This window comes from Rhizobium sp. R634 (assembly GCF_002211305.1).
In the GTDB taxonomy this organism is placed as follows: Bacteria; Pseudomonadota; Alphaproteobacteria; order Rhizobiales; family Rhizobiaceae; genus Rhizobium.
In genome coordinates this window covers 874,501-889,381 of the sequence record NZ_LOKW01000001.1, presented here as the reverse complement: position 1 = coordinate 889,381, position 14,881 = coordinate 874,501, and the positions used below count along the sequence as shown (strand labels likewise).

Sequence of the window (14,881 nt, the reverse complement as noted above, 5' to 3'; positions counted from 1 at the left end):
ATAAACGAAAACGGGCGATGTGGATGCCACATCGCCCGTTCAATCACGTTGTCTCTGTCGCTCTTAGTGCGTGAGGCGCAGAAAGTCGGCCGCCCGTTCCCCGATCATGATGCAGACGGCATTGGGATTGCCAGAAATCAATGTTGGCATGACAGATGCATCGGCTACCCTCAGCCCTTCGATCCCCCTGACGCGAAGTTGCGGATCGACCACGGCCATCTCGTCGATACCCATCCGGCAAGTCCCCGACGGATGAAGTGCTGCGTGCGCGGCTCTCTGACAGAACGCGCGGATGTCGTCGCGCGTGCTGACGCTCGGGGCCGGCACATATCGTGACTGGAGATATTTCGAGAGCGCCGGTTTTGACATGATATCCATCGCGACCATTGTACCCTCGGTGATCGCCTCCAGGTCGTACGGATCAGAGAAGTAATTGGGAGCAACGCGGGCATCGGCGTTGAAATCGCCGCTTTTCAATGTGACTTCGCCTCGCGACCTCGGCCGGATCTGACCGAGGTTGATCGTGCAACCATTGCCGCCCGGTACGGCATCGACACCTTCCTCAATGCCCGCGCCGACCACCATGAAAAACTGGATGTCGGGGACATCTTCGCTCTTATTGCCCCACCAAAACGCACCGCCCTCGATGAGGTTTGATGACGCAGGCCCGCCCTTGAAAAGCGCGTAATTCAAACCGGCGGCCGCCTTCCAATGCATCTTCTTGTATTTGTCGTAACTGTGGGGACCACTCAGTTGATAAATCAGTGATATTTCGACGTGGTCCTGTAGGTTCTTACCGACACCCGGAAGATCTGCATGCACAGTGATCCCGTGCCGCTTCAACTCGGTGGCTGGTCCGATGCCAGAGAGCATCAGGAGTTTCGGTGTGGCGATCGCGCCCGCCGACACGATTACTTCGCGCTCTGCACGCAGCACATGCTTCTCACCATTGCGGATGTATTCGACACCGACAGCCCTGCCATTTTCGACGATCAGCCGAGTGACAGTGGTGCGAGTGACGACCTGCAAGTTCGGCCGTCCCTTCGCTGGCTTGATATAGGCGACGGCAGCACTGCTGCGTTTACCGTCCTTCGCGGTAATCTGATAGAGCCCGCACCCCGCCTGACTGCCGGAGTTGAAATCCGGATTATAGGGAAGACCCGCCTGCTGGCATGCCTGTAGCCAACCGCGCGTCAAGGGATGGATGTGCTCGATGTCGGAGACGCCGAGCGGACCTCCGACGCCGTGTGCATCATTGCAAAAACGGTTATTGTCCTCGGAACGCCTGAAATATGGAAGCACGTCCTCATAGGCCCATCCCGCAGCGCCTAATTGCACCCACTGCTGGTAGTCCGAGGGAACACCACGAATATAGATCATCGCGTTGACAGAGCTACCCCCGCCGAGCACGCGCGCCTGTACCATCGTCTGCTGCTCGTTGCGCGCAAGCTCCGGACCGGCCTCCCAGGCGAAACGCTTCAAGAGGCTTCCCTGAGCAGTCTTGTAGTAGGCGCCTGGAATGTGGATGTATGGGCTAGAATCGGCAGGCCCCTCCTCTAGGAGCGCCACGCGGAGATTTTCATCCTCGGACAATCGCGAGGCGATCACACAGCCGGTCGACCCTCCGCCGACGACAATATAGTCGTAGCGATGGTGCTTGCCAGAATGCGGCTTGATACCGTAGCGCGCAGAGCCAAACGGGGGGAGCAACATCACACACCTCTGATCGATGCGCCCGCCTTGATCGCGAGGGCAGCGATCGTCAGGGCCGGGTTAACTGCCGCCGATGTCGGAAGAACTGAGGCATCGGCAATATAAAGATTTTCGACGTCATGCGAACGGCAATTGAGATCGACAACCGAGGTTTTCGGATCATGCCCGAGCCGAGCGGTGCCGCACTGGTGAGAGGTTGTTTTTCGACCGAATGTGTGGGTGAGGACCACCGGAAAGCCCGCTTTTCGCATAACGTCCTTCGTCTTCTTGATGAGAGCCTGGTGGGCGCGCATGTTCGACCGGATCCAGTTGACGACGATGCGATCCTCGCGGACCATCACCCGGCTTTCCGGATTAGGAAGATCTTCGCTGGTGAGGAACCACCCATAGGCGTGTCGCGCGATCAGGCGGACCAGCCATGAGGGTGCGGGTGCTGGGAAGTTCGCTTTCAAAATATTGCCAGTGATGTGCCCCAGCAATTGCACGTTTCCGAGCGGCGCCCGGTAGTCGTTATCAGCGTTATAAAAATCGTTGAAGGCAATGGTCTTCTGGTAGACCGAGGCATTGCGGCGATAATCGAGTACCAGCATCGCCGATGTGTTGTGGTTCATGAAATTCCGCCCGACTTGGTCTGAGCTGTTGGCCAGGCCGGTGGGGTGAGCCTTGTTTGCCGACCTGAGCAGGAGTGCTGCAGTCTGCACCGCGCCGGTGGCGACAGCGAACATGCCGGCAGAGATCCGCTGCTCGAACCCCTCCTTGACAAAGACCGCAGCAGTCACGCGGGTGCCGGTCTCGTCTGTTTCCAGGCGGGATACGTTAGCACCGGTGATGAGGGTAACGTTTGGATGACGCAACGCCTCCGTCAACGGGCCGACCTCGGCATCGATCTTGCCGACACCTGTGTTCGGGAACGCATCCCAGCCCGTCTTTGCGCGGTGAAGCCAAGCCTCGATGTCAATCGCCAGCGGCAAGCTCGCCGGATGGACACCTGCCCGCTTCAGCCGGTCGCGGACCGACGCAATCGGCGCCTCGTCGGGAACGGCAGGATATGCATAGGGTTTGCTATGGAAGGGCTCCGTCGGATCCTGACCGAGCGCGCCACGTACTCGGAATACCTTTTCAGCCCGCTCATACCACGGCTCCAGCTCTTCGTATGTGCATGGCCACCCGGGAGATTTTCCGTCGAGATGTGGACGCGCTTCGAAATCCTCCTTTCGATACCGGTACATCACGGCGCCGAAGAATTTCGAATTTCCGCCAACGTAATAGTAGTTGTTGGCAAGGAAGCTTTCACCGTCCGTTCCAAGCCACTCTTCGCCTGGCCGATAGAAGCCGCGTTGGAAAATCGCGACATCGTCACGAGCTTCCGCGCTGTCTTTAAGGTGCCCGCCGCGCTCCAGGATGATGACCTTGAGGCCGCTCTCGGCAAGGCTGCAGGCAAGCGAACTTCCTCCGATGCCCGAGCCTATAATGACCACATCCGCCGTGTGCTGCATGGCATACCTCAATCAATTCTGGCTTCGGTCTGGGCGTCGAACAGGACGATCTTCGACGCATCGACGGCGAGCGATGCTTCAGAGCGCGATCGAGTGACGTTTGGGGGCAATCTCGCGGTTACCTCGACGTTTGCAAGCTGGAACACGACGAGGGCATCAGGTCCTGTCGGCTCGACCACATCGACATCCACTGCGATGTGGTTGCCAGCTCCAGCGGAGGCGGGTGTGAAGTTCTCCGGGCGGATCCCCACAAGCACATTCTTGCCGGCATACCGTTTGGCTGACTCGGCAGAGAGTGCGATACCGGTTATGGACGCCGATGGCTTATTCGGCACGTCGATGACGGCGGCCACGGATGAGCCGGCGACCTCGAGCCTGCTGGGGATGATGTTCATCGACGGTGAGCCGACGAACTTTGCGACATAGACATTTGCCGGCCGGTCATAGACCTTCTGAGGCTCGTCGAGATGCTGGACGACGCCATCCTTCATAACCGCGACACGGGTTGCGAGCGTCATGGCTTCGATCTGGTCGTGTGTGACGTAGACGATTGTCGTGCCAAGGCGCTGATGCAGGCGCTTGATTTCGGTACGCATGTCGACGCGAAGCTTAGCATCAAGGTTAGACAGCGGTTCGTCGAACAAAAAAAGCTTTGGCTGGCGGACGATCGCACGTCCCATGGCGACGCGCTGGCGCTGGCCTCCCGACAGTTGCGACGGCTTGCGATCAAGAAGATGGCTGATCTGGAGAAGATCGGCCGCAGCCTTGACCGCTTTGTCCCGCTCGGCCGGAAGCACTCTGCGGATCTTCATTCCGAACTCGATGTTTTGCCGCACTGTCATCGTAGGATAGAGCGCGTAGGACTGGAAGACCATGGCGATATCGCGGTCCTTCGGCGAAAGGTGGTTGACCACCTTTTGTCCGATGCGGATCTCACCGCCGGTGATTGTCTCCAAACCTGCGATCATGTTGAGGAGGGTCGACTTGCCGCAGCCGGAAGGTCCGAGCAGCACAAGGAAATCGCCCGTGCCGATGGATATCGATACTTCCTTCAGGACTTCCAGTTCGCCATAGGCCTTGCGGACGCGGTTGATTTCGAGAGTAGACATGGGTTCAGCCTTTCACGGCACCGGCAGTCAGTCCGCGTACGAAGTAGCGGCCTGCCAGGATGTAGACGACGAGCGTGGGAATTGCGGCGATCATGGCAGCGGCCATGTCGACGTTGTATTGCTTGCGCCCCATCGTGACGTTGACGATATTATTGAGGGCCACGGTGATCGGTGACGATTGTCCCGCAGTAAACGACACACCGAAGAGGAAATCATTCCATATCTGCGTGAACTGCCAGATGCACGAAACGACGATGATCGGCAGCGCCGCCGGCAGCATGATGGAAAAGAAGATGCGGAAAAATCCGGCACCGTCGATTTGCGCCGCACGCGTCAGCTCGTTGGGGATCGTGATGAAGTAGTTCCTGAAGAACAGCGTCGTGAAGCTGATACCGTAGACCGTGTGAACGAGTACCAAGCCAGGGACTGTTCCCGAGAGCTTCAGGGCGCCGAGCAGCTGGGCCATCGGCAGGATCACCGCCTGGAAGGGCAGGAAGCAGCCGAAAAGCAGCATGCCGAACACGAAGTTTGAGCCTGGGAATCGCCATTTCGTAAGGATGTAGCCATTGATCGCTCCGATCCCGGTCGACAGAATGACCGCCGGAATGACCATCAGCAGCGAATTGACGAAATAAGGCTTCAGCCCGCTGCACTCGGTGCCGATGCATGCTTCGTCCCAAGCCTTCTGCCAGGCGTCGAAAGTAACCTGCTGCGGAAGTCCGATGAAGGAGCCGGAATAGATCTCGTCAAGCGACTTGAGCGAGGTGACGATCATCACCCAGAGCGGCATCAGATAGAACGCCGCAAGAGCGATGAGCGATCCGTAGACGAGGATGCGCCCGAAAAAGGCGGAGCGCCGCGCCTTGTTAACCTCAGTGGTCATTGCGGCTCTCCCTGAGTTCAGAATAGAGGTAGGGCACGATGATCGCCGCGACCGTCATCAGCATCATCATGGCGCTCGCCGCACCAATGCCCATCTGATTTCGTTTAAAGGTCGCGGAAAACATGAAGGTCGACGGCATTTCGGTAGCGCTGCCCGGGCCACCGTTTGTCAGCGCCAGGACAAGATCGAAACTTTTGATTGAGATATAGCTCAGAAGAACGATGACGCTGAGGAAGGCCGGCCGGAGCATGGGCACGATGATGCTCCAGTAGATCCGCACAAGGCCGGCACCTTCGATTTGCGCGGCCTTGATCACGGAATTGTCGATGCCCCGCAGGCCAGCCAGGAAAATTGCCATGGCAAAGCCGGTCGATTGCCAGACCGCCGCAATCACGACACAGTAGATGGCATATTCCGGTCTCGTGATCCAGTCGAAGACAAAGCCGGTCCAGCCGAGCTCGTTGACGACTTTCTGCACCCCGAGTCCAGGGTTGAGGATCCACTTCCACGCGGTGCCGGTAACGATGAACGAAAGCGCCATCGGATAGAGGTAGACGGCGCGCAGGAAGCCCTCGGCCCGAACCTGCTGGTCGAGAAGGATCGCGAGGAATAGGCCGAGCGCGATCGTTATTGCCAGGAACAGCACCGTGAAAATGAAGAGATTGGCGACTGCCGTCTCCCAGCGGGGCGTTGCCCAAAGGCGAACATATTGCTCCAGGCCGACGAAGTCGTATCGCGGCACCATTTTGGACGATGACAGGGATATCCAGCCCGTCCATGCAATGAAGAGATAGACGCCGATGAAAACCACCACCAAACTCGGAGAGAGGACCAGCCGGGGCAACCAGAGCGTAAATCTATCTTTCGGAGAAATCCTACTGTTCATCACAGCATTCCAGCGTTGAGGCGCATGTGCGTCGAAGTGCGGTAAACCAGCCCGCCTTGGCGGGCTGGAACCGGACGGACGCTCACTTTGCGTTGTTGATTCCGTCGACGAGAGCCTTGACCGCGTCCTCGGAAGACATATCGGTCGTGAAGAACTTCGCGACCACGTCGCTGAAGACACCGGTGAACTGCGGCTGGTTGGCGAAGCCTTCCGTCAACCCGCCGAGCATCGTGTCGTTCTTCTGGGCTCTATCGCGGTCGGCGAAGCTGCGCTGTGCGCAGGCGTCGAAATCCGAAACCGAGATATCGATACGGGCGGGGATCGACCCCTTGACCTTGTTGAAGTCACGCTGGACCTGCGGATCCATGACGGACTCCGCCCAGGCGTCCTGCGCGAGGACAAGCGGTTCGCTATCGGTCTTGAAGAGGCCGAAGGCGTCGATGACGAACTTGAAATAGGGCGTCTGCGCTGGCGTCGGGAAGCAGAGAAAGTCGGATCCAGGTTTGAGACCTTTGTTGAGGAACTCGCCCTTGGCCCAATCGCCCATCAACTGCATACCCGCCTTGCCGTCGGCGACCATTGCGGATGCAACCGCCCAGTCGCGGCCGGTGAAACCGTCATCGACCAGGCCGCGAACCTTGCGCAGCATGTCGAACGTCTTGACCATCTTGTCACTCGACAACTCGTCCTCGTCGAGATCGACAATCGCCTTCTTGTAGAAATCCGGCCCGTTCATGTCGGCCGCGATTGCTTCGAAGACTTCGAGGATCTGCCAGGGCTCGTCGCCCATCGCCAGAGGGACGACACCCGCAGCTTTGAGCTTCTGGCCAACTGCGATCACTTCGTCCCAACTCTTTGGCTCGCTGATGCCGTACTTGTCGAAGAGTGCCTTGTTGGCCCAGATCCAGTTCTGGCGATGCATGTTGATCGGCACGGAGATGTAGTCGTCGCCGTTTTTGACGAAGGCTTCCAGCTGGGGAGAGATGGTCTTTTCCCACCCGTTCTTCTCATAAAGTTCGTTCAGCGAACGCAAGACGCCTTCGTTCGCCCAGTCGAGCCCCTCGAAGCCGAGAAATTGCATCGTCGTCGGCGGATTGCCGGCGGCAAGTCGGGTACGTAGCGCCTGCAAGGCGTTCGCGCCGGAGAGCCCGCCGACTGCGCTGTCCTGCCACGTGTAGCCCTTGGTGGCGAGCTTGTCGGTAATGACCTTGAGCGCCTTGACCTCGCTCTCGGAAACCCAGTGGTGAATACCTTCGACCTTGGGGTTCTCCTGCGCCACAGCGGCTATCGGAAGAAGAGAGATCGAAGCGGTAAGAAGCATTTTCAGTTTCATTGTAGTTCCCCTTTTTTGCCTCAGCGGTTGGTGGGTTGGGGCAGTCTCGACAAGAGGGGTGTCGAAGCCGCCGGTGGGTTATGCGTCGCGCGGGCCGGCGGCCCCCGCGTAAGGAATGTTGCGGCCACCGAAGCGGCGGACACGAATGTTGGCTTGCTCGGCGTGACCCGCGAAGCCTTCCATTAGGCAGAGACGAGAGCTATAGGCACCGATAAGGGCTGATGCCTCATCGGTCTCGATGCGCTGATAGGTGCAGGTCTTGAGGAATTTCCCGACCCACAGACCGCCGGTGTAGCGCGCGGCCTTGTTCGTCGGCAGTGTGTGGTTCGTGCCGATGACCTTGTCCCCGAAAGCGACATTGGTGCGGGCGCCAAGGAACAGCGCGCCATAGTTTTTCATATTCTCGAGAAAATAGTTCGGATCGCTCGTCATGACCTGAACGTGTTCCGAAGCGACGCGGTCGGCTTCGGACACCATTTCCTCGATCGTGTCGCAGAGGATGATCTCTCCGCAGTCGTTCCAGGCCTTTCCTGCGACGGCGGCCGTCGGAAGGATCTGCAGGAGCCGGTCTATTTCGGCAAGTGTATCCTTGGCGAGCTTCTCGGAATTGGTGATGAGCACTGCCGGAGAGTTGGCACCATGTTCGGCTTGGCCGAGCAGGTCCGTTGCGACAATTTCACCGTCGACGCTCTCGTCAGCAATCACCAGCGTTTCGGTCGGGCCGGCAAACAGGTCGATACCGACCTTGCCGAACAAAAGACGCTTGGCCTCTGCCACATAAGCATTGCCCGGACCGGCAAGCATGTCGACGGCTTCGATCGTTTCTGTGCCATAGCCCATCGCCGCGATCGCCTGGACACCGCCAATGCAGTAGATCTCGTCTGCACCGGCGAGAGCCTGTGCGGCGACTATCTTGTTGGATATCTGTCCGTTGAATGGGGGAGCACAGGTGATGACGCGGTCGCAGCCCGCCACACGCGCTGTCAGCACAGTCATATGAGCCGATGCAAGCAGCGGATATTTTCCACCCGGCACGTAGCAGCCGACATTTTCGATCGGCACATTGCGATGGCCGAGGACCACGCCTGGAATAGTCTCGACTTCGAGATCCTGCAGCGCATCTCTTTGTGCCTGTGCGAAGCGGCGGACCTGGTCCTGGGCAAAGTCCAAGTCCTCGCGCTCCTGCTGGGTCAGCGAATTGATCGCGGCAGCGATTTCGTCTTTTGTCAGGCGATAGGACTCGCGGTCGAATCTGTCGAACTTAACGGAGAGTTCCCGGACCGCTTTGTCGCCGCCGGCTTCCACCTTAGAAAGGAGCTCCTCGACAGCTTTCGTTATCGCGCCATCGGAAGCGCCCGCGGTCGAGGCTTGGGCAGTTTTGATGTGTCTGATCATGACAATAACTCTTCGTTTGCGGAAGCCGTGCCCCGCATTCTGGGTTTGGAGAGACTGTGGTTGGCGGGGCGCCAGGCGGCGCCCCCAGCCTGAAGTTGGCTCTACAGATGCTGCTCGAGTTCGCGCATCTTTGCGTAGGCAGCCTGTTCCTTCTCGTAATAGGCCGGCGACGGGAAGTCCCACCAGCCGGTGGCGAACGGGCCAGCGGCGTCACGCGATACGATCACCTCGACGAGAGCAGGCCCACCGCACTCCAATGCTGCCTTGATGCTGCTTTCGAGGTCCTCGTCCTTCTCGACCTTCCATGCTTCGAGACCAAATGCGCGTGCAGAGGCGGCGATGTCGGCAGAATAAGGTTCACCGTTGCCGACATGGTGGTTGAACTCGGAAGCGACGTGGCGGCCCATGAACTTCCGCTGACCACCGCGGATGGACATGTATCCGAAATTATTCAGAACGAGGAAGACAACGTTGATGCCGTTCATGACCGCTGTTCCCATCTCCGGGAGAGACATCATGAAGTCACCGTCTCCGACGATCGCGACGACCTGCTTGTCTGGGCAGGCCAGTTTGGCGCCGAGCGCTGCGGGAACGGCCCATCCCATCGGCGAATAGGAACCGGATGTGATGTGGGTGCGGGGCTTGTAGATCGGGAAGCTCTGCTTCACTGACCCTTGCGTATTTCCCGATCCAACGACAACGATGCCGTCACGATCGAGAACTTTGCGAAGCGCCATCAAGGGGCGCTGCGACGTAAACGGCGTTTCGCGGCTCGTTTCGCGCGGCTCGACCTGCGCGCGCCAATCTGCTTTCGCTTTCTGGACGTCAGCCAGGAAAGGTTCACGGCGCGACAGCATTTTTGTGGAGTCTGCGTCGGAAATCAGCGACAGAATGGCTTCGAGAGTAACCTTGGCGTCCGCCACGATGCCGACCTCGGTCTCGTAGTTCTTGCCGATTTCGCGTGGATCGAGATCGATGTGAATCAGCTTTGCAGAGGGAATCGAGAAGGAGACGCCCTTGGCATACGAGGAAGCAGACCAGTCCGTGAAGCGACAACCGACGGAGACGACGACGTCTGCCGAGGCCGTGATCTTGTTGCCGCAGGTCGTGCCGGTCTGTCCGACAGCGCCGATAAACAGCTGGTGATCTTCAGAGATCGCTCCTTTGCCGTTCCAGGTAATCGAGACGGCTGCACCCAGTTTTTCGGCCAGTCGCGTCAATTCCTCGGATGCATTTGCAGAAATTGCGCCGCCGCCGGCGACGATGACAGGCCGCTCGGCTGAAAGAAGGACCTTCACCGCAGCTTCAATCGCGCGCGGATCCGGGTAGGCAATGCCGATCGGAAGCCGCTTCTGAAGGGGATGGATCGTAACGTCGGCGGCTTCGACCTGAACGTCCATCGGAACTTCGACATGCACCGGGCCCGGGCGGCCGGTGAGCATTTCGCTGAAGGCGCGATGCATGATGCTGGGAAGAACTTGAACGGAATTTGCCTGCCACGCACGTTTGGTAACCTGCTCAGTGACGCGCGGAAAGGCGTTATCCTGATGACGTTCGAGTTCTTGCATGGTGCCGTGACCGTGCATATAGGTCTGCGGAGAACCCGATACGTAGAAAAGCGAGGTGGAATCGGTTAGCGCTGTTGCGAGACCGATGATGGTATTTGCAGCGCCCGGCCCGACGGAGGTCGAGCAAGCCATCGGCTTTCCGCTGGCTCGGAAATATCCATCCGCCATATGGACGGCGCTCTGCTCGTGCATGACCTGGATGAACGGAAGTTGGGAGCCTTCTTCCAGGAATGCGTCGAAAAGCGACCAGATCCCGTGCCCCGGAACGCCAGCCACATATTCGACGCCATACTCTTTCAGTGCCCTCGCGACGACCTGGCCACCTGTGAGTTTCATCATCTTCACCCTCTAGAGTTCGTTGCTCTTTAGTCGTGGGCTGGCAATGACCGCAGCCGTTCAACTGCGCTTACATTGCCGCCGCATAGGGCAGACTCGCAAGTTCGCAGACTCCGAAACGGTGACGCAGGATGAAGCGCACTTTGCTTTATGTTTGCTCCCGCCGGCGCAGAATCCGAAGCCGGTTGACTTGCGACGGCAATAGCCCACCCGGGCAGCCGGTGCCGTGTTTGAGGTTACCAGGCGATGTGCGAGGGTAGTGACGGACAGTTTCTGAGCTGGCGACCACGTTCACGGGAATGAGCATTATGAAGTCAAAAGTGCTTCATCATGCTCAGCGCGTCTGGAATGAACTGATCAAAGAGGCACACTCCGTCGTCACAGAGGAATTTCGAAATTTATGAAAAATCAGCAAACGGTAAAAGGCCATGCCTGGCGGTGCAGCTCCAATGCGTGGCTGGAGGGCCGGGTCAGTCCGAGCCGCTGGAAGGCCGTCTCGAAGCCGGTTTTATGCAGTTCCTCCTTTTCACGAGCCGGCGCCGTGAGGGCGACAGTCAGAGCGATTGGCAAGAACGAGTGCGCGCATGCCACCATCTGTGTCAGGCGGATTCCGGCAGCCAGGGATCAGATCGCTTTGCAGTACTGTCAGGATGACTGCGCCTGCCATTGCGCCCGATGAGCAAACGCCGGAAAGCAGCGTGCTACCCGCAACGACGGTGGCGGTTGAGGTAAGGTGGGAGGTTGGCCCAGACTATTTGATGTCGGCGATCTAAAACCTGTGCTGACAACCGTAAAGTCGCGCGTCCAGCGTCAGATCCAGGTCGTATCCGGAAACAGTTGACGGCGAGCCCACTGTCGCGCCCACCGTCGGCGGCTCGTCGCAACTGGCTCAGCCCTTGGCGATCGCACCATTGCCGCGTCATGCTTCATCGTCCACGCATCAAAACGCTGATCGCAGCGGCGTGGAGTTCCTCGTTGGCAGAAGCGATAATGCGGCCTCCGTTTTCCGGACGCGACCCGTCGAACGTCGTTACTGTGCCCCCCGCTGCCTCGACAAGCGGAATTAGGGGCACGATGTCGTAAGGCTGCAGACTGAATTCGACGCAGATATCGATGTGGCCGGCCGCCAACATGGCGAAAGCGTAACACTCGCCTCCATAGCGGGTCATTTTGACCGTCGCGTCGAGCACATCAAATCGAACGTCGGGGTTCCGGCGCACGCCTTCAGGCGAGTTGGTATGTAAGACGGCATCCGAGAGCTGCGTGCACGCACTTGTCGTCAAGCGAGTTGTAGCGCTGTCCGTGGTGAGCCAGCTTTCGCCGTTGCGGGCCCAAAATCTCTCTCTCGTGATTGGCTGGCTCATTAATCCAGCGGTCGCTCGCCCCTGCTCGCAAAAGCCGATCAAGGTTCCCCATACCGGAATTCCAAGCAGGAAAGGCCGAGTGCCATCAATCGGATCGAGGACCCACTGGCAGGCTCCAGCTCCCGTGATGCCGTACTCTTCACCGACAATGCTGTGATCGGGAAACTCCTCGGAGATCAGCGCTCGCATTGCCAGTTCGGCCTCCCGATCCGCTTCGGTTACTGGATCAAAGCGGTATCCCTCTTTTGGCTTAGTTGTCGCCTCAAGCTTTTGCCGAAATCGCGACACTGTCTCGCGATCGGCAGCGTCGGCTAATCGGTGCAGAAAATCCGCCGTAGGAACTTTCATCGTTTATTCCTGTCTTGTTTGGTGTCTCGAAGCGCCGCACTACTGTTGCTGCATACATCGGTTTTGTCATTGCGATGAGGATGCCATCCATGTCGCCCAGTTGACGACCTTGCGCGACACTAGGGTTGTTCATCTCCTGACAAAGGTTGGCAACATTCGCGGTCAATTACACCGAGGCCGCGTGAGCCTGGGCCGATGCCGTTTACGCACCGCTTCGCAGGTCAGCGATCTTTTCAAAGGTCAGTTCGATATTGTCGAAGTGAGCTTTCGAGCCCTCTCCCGTCGGCGATTGAACGCCGAAGCCAACTTTAATTGGACGGTTGCGGATGCCAGGGAAAGAGAACCAGCGCAAAAACTGCCAGAATTTGCCGTCCTCAGAAAAGTGGAATGCGATCGTTTCCCCGTCGCAATAAACGCGGAGCCAAACAGCCTCTCCATGGAAATTTGGCCCGTCGCAATCGTCCGATGTCGTCCTTGTAACGACGCTTACGATTGTTGGCTTTCGGGCAGCCGAGTATTCAAACGCCAGTTTTGCCCAATTATCGTCGTCGGTCTGTACGAAAATTGCACCTGCGTCGTAGGGTGATGAGAACTCAACTGACACCCTTGCGACAACTGCGAACGTCTCTTCAGCGACTTCCGTACTTAAGGAAAGCACGTCGTTCCGGCGAAAGCTTTCCGCCGGATGATGGAACCAGTCAGTGCTTCCATTGGCCGTTAACGTCAAGCTGGTATCGCCGACGATGGCCGTGCCATGGTTTTCGCCCCTTACCTGCATCCTATGCAAATTCATCTACAACCTCCACTTCGAGCTAAATTCGACAGCGGTGTTCTGAAGCTCGCTGGAAATTTGCCCCTCGTGAACACGCCTCTTGGTTAGAAAAAACGAACCGGGATCAAAATCGCACGGAATTTCACGGCTACAATTTCGCAATACCGTTAAACCTGACGCGATGTGACGTGGTCGGCGGACCCAGCGACCATGACGGCCGATTCGCCAGACCAAATCCGGTTAGTGTCGTCGGCCGATGGCCGACTTAGCTTCAAAATTTTTTCGCCGCCTCTGGCGCGCTTTGCGGTACGAGGTGCTGCGTGTCCGATGGTGGCTTTCGTGACGCAGAGGGCATTGGCGCGCTTGATATGCCAGCTTATTTCGCCAAGCCATCCACTCCCACCAAACGCTCCATAAATGCGCCGAGTGGCGCAATAAAAACGGGCGCTAGTTTGATCTGGCGGTCAATGACATTAGGACCATTGTGCGTCCGCGCCTTTCGATCCGCATTGCCGTCCTGACTCTGCCGGCGGCGCCGCGCGGACGAGAGTGCAACTAGCGCCCTCGCACTTCGCTCTTCCAGTTGATGACTATATTTCAGCGGCGGTCCAGTGCAACATCACAGCAAGATGCCTGCAAGGCGGTCAAGTGCCGACCAGATTCGCTTTGCATAGCGAGGGTCGAAAAGCGCGTGATAGCCGCCTGTATGCCAGAAGACGACAGGGCCGTTTAGCTCACCCTTCGCGGCAAGATCCATGATCGCCGCGATAGCCTTCCCGCTATAGACAGGATCGACCAGCAAGCCCTCTTTGGTTGCGAGCAAATCGATCGCCTCATATATGCCGTCAGCTGGCAGTCCATATCCCTCACCAAGATATGCTTGCGTGACGTTGATATGATCGCGCGTCAATTCGACTTCTGCATCGATAAGACGCGCGCCGCCGCGAGCGAACGACAGATAGGCGCCAGGCACATCGGGATAGACGTCCTCCGCTACAACAATGCCGCGAATTTCACTTTCGAAACCGTGTAGTGCATTCCCAAGGACGAGGCCCGCATGGGTTCCGCCTGATGAGCTCGCATGGACGATCGTCCCAACGGTGCGTCCATGCTCGCGCATTTGCTGACGCAGTTCGTCATATGCCAGGGCAAACCCCAAGCAGCTGCGTTCAGAAGCACAACCGATGGGAAGTCGATAAACGCGTTCACCGGATCGTTCGAGTTCGCTGACGACGTCTACTGAATGCCGAGCAAGATCAGTCCAGCTCATATCGCCCACAAATCGAAGATCAGCGCCGAAAAGACTATCAAGCATGAGATTGCTGACAGGTTCGTGCGGCTCGTCATGACAAAGGAGCAGTGTGCATTTCAGTCCGAGAGCAGCGCTGGCAGCGGCCACCGCACGCGTCGCATTTGAAAGGCGCGAGCCTTCCGCGACTAGGTGCGATGCACCGCAAGCGACGGCATGAGCCAGTTCGACCTCCAGCTTGCGGACCTTATTGCCAGCGAGACCGACAGAGCCGATGTCGTCCCGCTTGCACCAGACTTCGACTCCGATCGCCTCACTGAAGCGTTCGAGACGCTGTACCGGAGAAACAAACCCACGCAGATCGAGACGCGGCACGCGTCCAAGAGTTTCGAGAGCACTCATCCGATTATCCTCTACACATCGTCAGAT

The 14,881-nt window shown here is 58.1% G+C and carries 11 protein-coding genes and 1 pseudogene; 1 reads left to right on the top strand and 11 read right to left on the bottom strand.

The annotated features are described in order from the left end of the window. Window positions 1-63 precede the first annotated feature (63 nt). From ATY77_RS04010 to ATY77_RS03960, 10 genes are all read right to left on the bottom strand, one after another. Window positions 64-1,713 (bottom strand): GMC family oxidoreductase N-terminal domain-containing protein, encoded by a 1,650-nt coding sequence (locus ATY77_RS04010; RefSeq protein WP_210199540.1) that lies wholly within the window; start codon window positions 1,711-1,713, stop codon window positions 64-66. After that, a complete protein-coding gene (locus ATY77_RS04005) occupies window positions 1,713-3,209 on the bottom strand; it encodes a GMC family oxidoreductase (protein WP_088686169.1) in 1,497 nt (498 codons plus the stop codon). Before ATY77_RS04005 ends, ATY77_RS04010 begins: the two co-directional genes overlap by 1 nt. An 8-nt stretch (window positions 3,210-3,217) precedes the next feature. Next, window positions 3,218-4,318 carry a sn-glycerol-3-phosphate ABC transporter ATP-binding protein UgpC gene (gene ugpC / locus ATY77_RS04000; RefSeq protein ID WP_088686168.1) on the bottom strand — a complete coding sequence of 367 codons (1,101 nt, stop codon included), beginning with the start codon at window positions 4,316-4,318 and terminating at the stop codon, window positions 3,218-3,220. A gap of 4 nt (window positions 4,319-4,322) precedes the next feature. Then, a complete protein-coding gene (locus ATY77_RS03995; RefSeq protein ID WP_088686167.1) occupies window positions 4,323-5,201 on the bottom strand; it encodes a carbohydrate ABC transporter permease in 879 nt (292 codons plus the stop codon). After that, window positions 5,191-6,087, bottom strand: a complete 897-nt coding sequence (locus ATY77_RS03990; RefSeq protein ID WP_088686166.1) for a sugar ABC transporter permease — start codon at window positions 6,085-6,087, stop codon at window positions 5,191-5,193. The genes ATY77_RS03995 and ATY77_RS03990 overlap by 11 nt, the downstream gene beginning before the upstream one ends. Window positions 6,088-6,169: 82 nt before the next feature. Beyond that, the gene (locus ATY77_RS03985; protein ID WP_088686165.1) at window positions 6,170-7,420 is read right to left on the bottom strand and encodes an ABC transporter substrate-binding protein; all 1,251 of its coding nucleotides are present in this window, start codon (window positions 7,418-7,420) and stop codon (window positions 6,170-6,172) included. Between the two features lie 78 nt (window positions 7,421-7,498). Continuing rightward, entirely contained in the window at window positions 7,499-8,815 is a 1,317-nt protein-coding gene (gene hisD, locus ATY77_RS03980; protein ID WP_088686164.1) for a histidinol dehydrogenase, read from the bottom strand. Between the two features lie 101 nt (window positions 8,816-8,916). Beyond that, window positions 8,917-10,722 carry a thiamine pyrophosphate-binding protein gene (locus tag ATY77_RS03975; RefSeq protein ID WP_190237573.1) on the bottom strand — a complete coding sequence of 602 codons (1,806 nt, stop codon included), beginning with the start codon at window positions 10,720-10,722 and terminating at the stop codon, window positions 8,917-8,919. A 923-nt stretch (window positions 10,723-11,645) separates the two neighbouring features. Then, on the bottom strand, window positions 11,646-12,431 hold the full coding sequence (hisN, locus tag ATY77_RS03965; protein WP_088686161.1) for a histidinol-phosphatase: 786 nt from the start codon (window positions 12,429-12,431) through the stop codon (window positions 11,646-11,648). 202 nt (window positions 12,432-12,633) lie between these two features. Continuing rightward, a complete protein-coding gene (locus tag ATY77_RS03960; RefSeq protein WP_088686160.1) occupies window positions 12,634-13,224 on the bottom strand; it encodes a DUF1349 domain-containing protein in 591 nt (196 codons plus the stop codon). A 299-nt stretch (window positions 13,225-13,523) separates the two neighbouring features. Here ATY77_RS03960 and ATY77_RS33120 point away from each other — a divergent pair. Next, window positions 13,524-13,607, top strand: a pseudogene (locus tag ATY77_RS33120) (ribonuclease activity regulator RraA); the annotation flags it as partial. Between the two features lie 215 nt (window positions 13,608-13,822). Here the strand turns inward: ATY77_RS33120 and ATY77_RS03955 are convergent. Then, window positions 13,823-14,854, bottom strand: coding sequence for a pyridoxal-phosphate dependent enzyme (locus tag ATY77_RS03955; protein WP_088686159.1), 1,032 nt, complete (start codon window positions 14,852-14,854; stop codon window positions 13,823-13,825). Between the last annotated feature and the right edge of the window lie 27 nt (window positions 14,855-14,881).

Coding starts and splice junctions, on each gene's coding strand:
- ATY77_RS03995 (WP_088686167.1), bottom strand. CDS start 5,201: ATGACCACTGAGGTTAACAAGGCGCGGCGCTCCGCCTTTTTCGGGCGC.
- ATY77_RS03955 (WP_088686159.1), bottom strand. CDS start 14,854: ATGAGTGCTCTCGAAACTCTTGGACGCGTGCCGCGTCTCGATCTGCGT.
- ATY77_RS03975 (WP_190237573.1), bottom strand. CDS start 10,722: ATGATGAAACTCACAGGTGGCCAGGTCGTCGCGAGGGCACTGAAAGAG.
- ATY77_RS03990 (WP_088686166.1), bottom strand. CDS start 6,087: ATGAACAGTAGGATTTCTCCGAAAGATAGATTTACGCTCTGGTTGCCC.
- ATY77_RS03985 (WP_088686165.1), bottom strand. CDS start 7,420: ATGAAACTGAAAATGCTTCTTACCGCTTCGATCTCTCTTCTTCCGATA.
- ATY77_RS04010 (WP_210199540.1), bottom strand. CDS start 1,713: ATGTTGCTCCCCCCGTTTGGCTCTGCGCGCTACGGTATCAAGCCGCAT.
- ATY77_RS03960 (WP_088686160.1), bottom strand. CDS start 13,224: ATGAATTTGCATAGGATGCAGGTAAGGGGCGAAAACCATGGCACGGCC.
- ATY77_RS04005 (WP_088686169.1), bottom strand. CDS start 3,209: ATGCAGCACACGGCGGATGTGGTCATTATAGGCTCGGGCATCGGAGGA.
- hisN (WP_088686161.1), bottom strand. CDS start 12,431: ATGAAAGTTCCTACGGCGGATTTTCTGCACCGATTAGCCGACGCTGCC.
- hisD (WP_088686164.1), bottom strand. CDS start 8,815: ATGATCAGACACATCAAAACTGCCCAAGCCTCGACCGCGGGCGCTTCC.
- ugpC (WP_088686168.1), bottom strand. CDS start 4,318: ATGTCTACTCTCGAAATCAACCGCGTCCGCAAGGCCTATGGCGAACTG.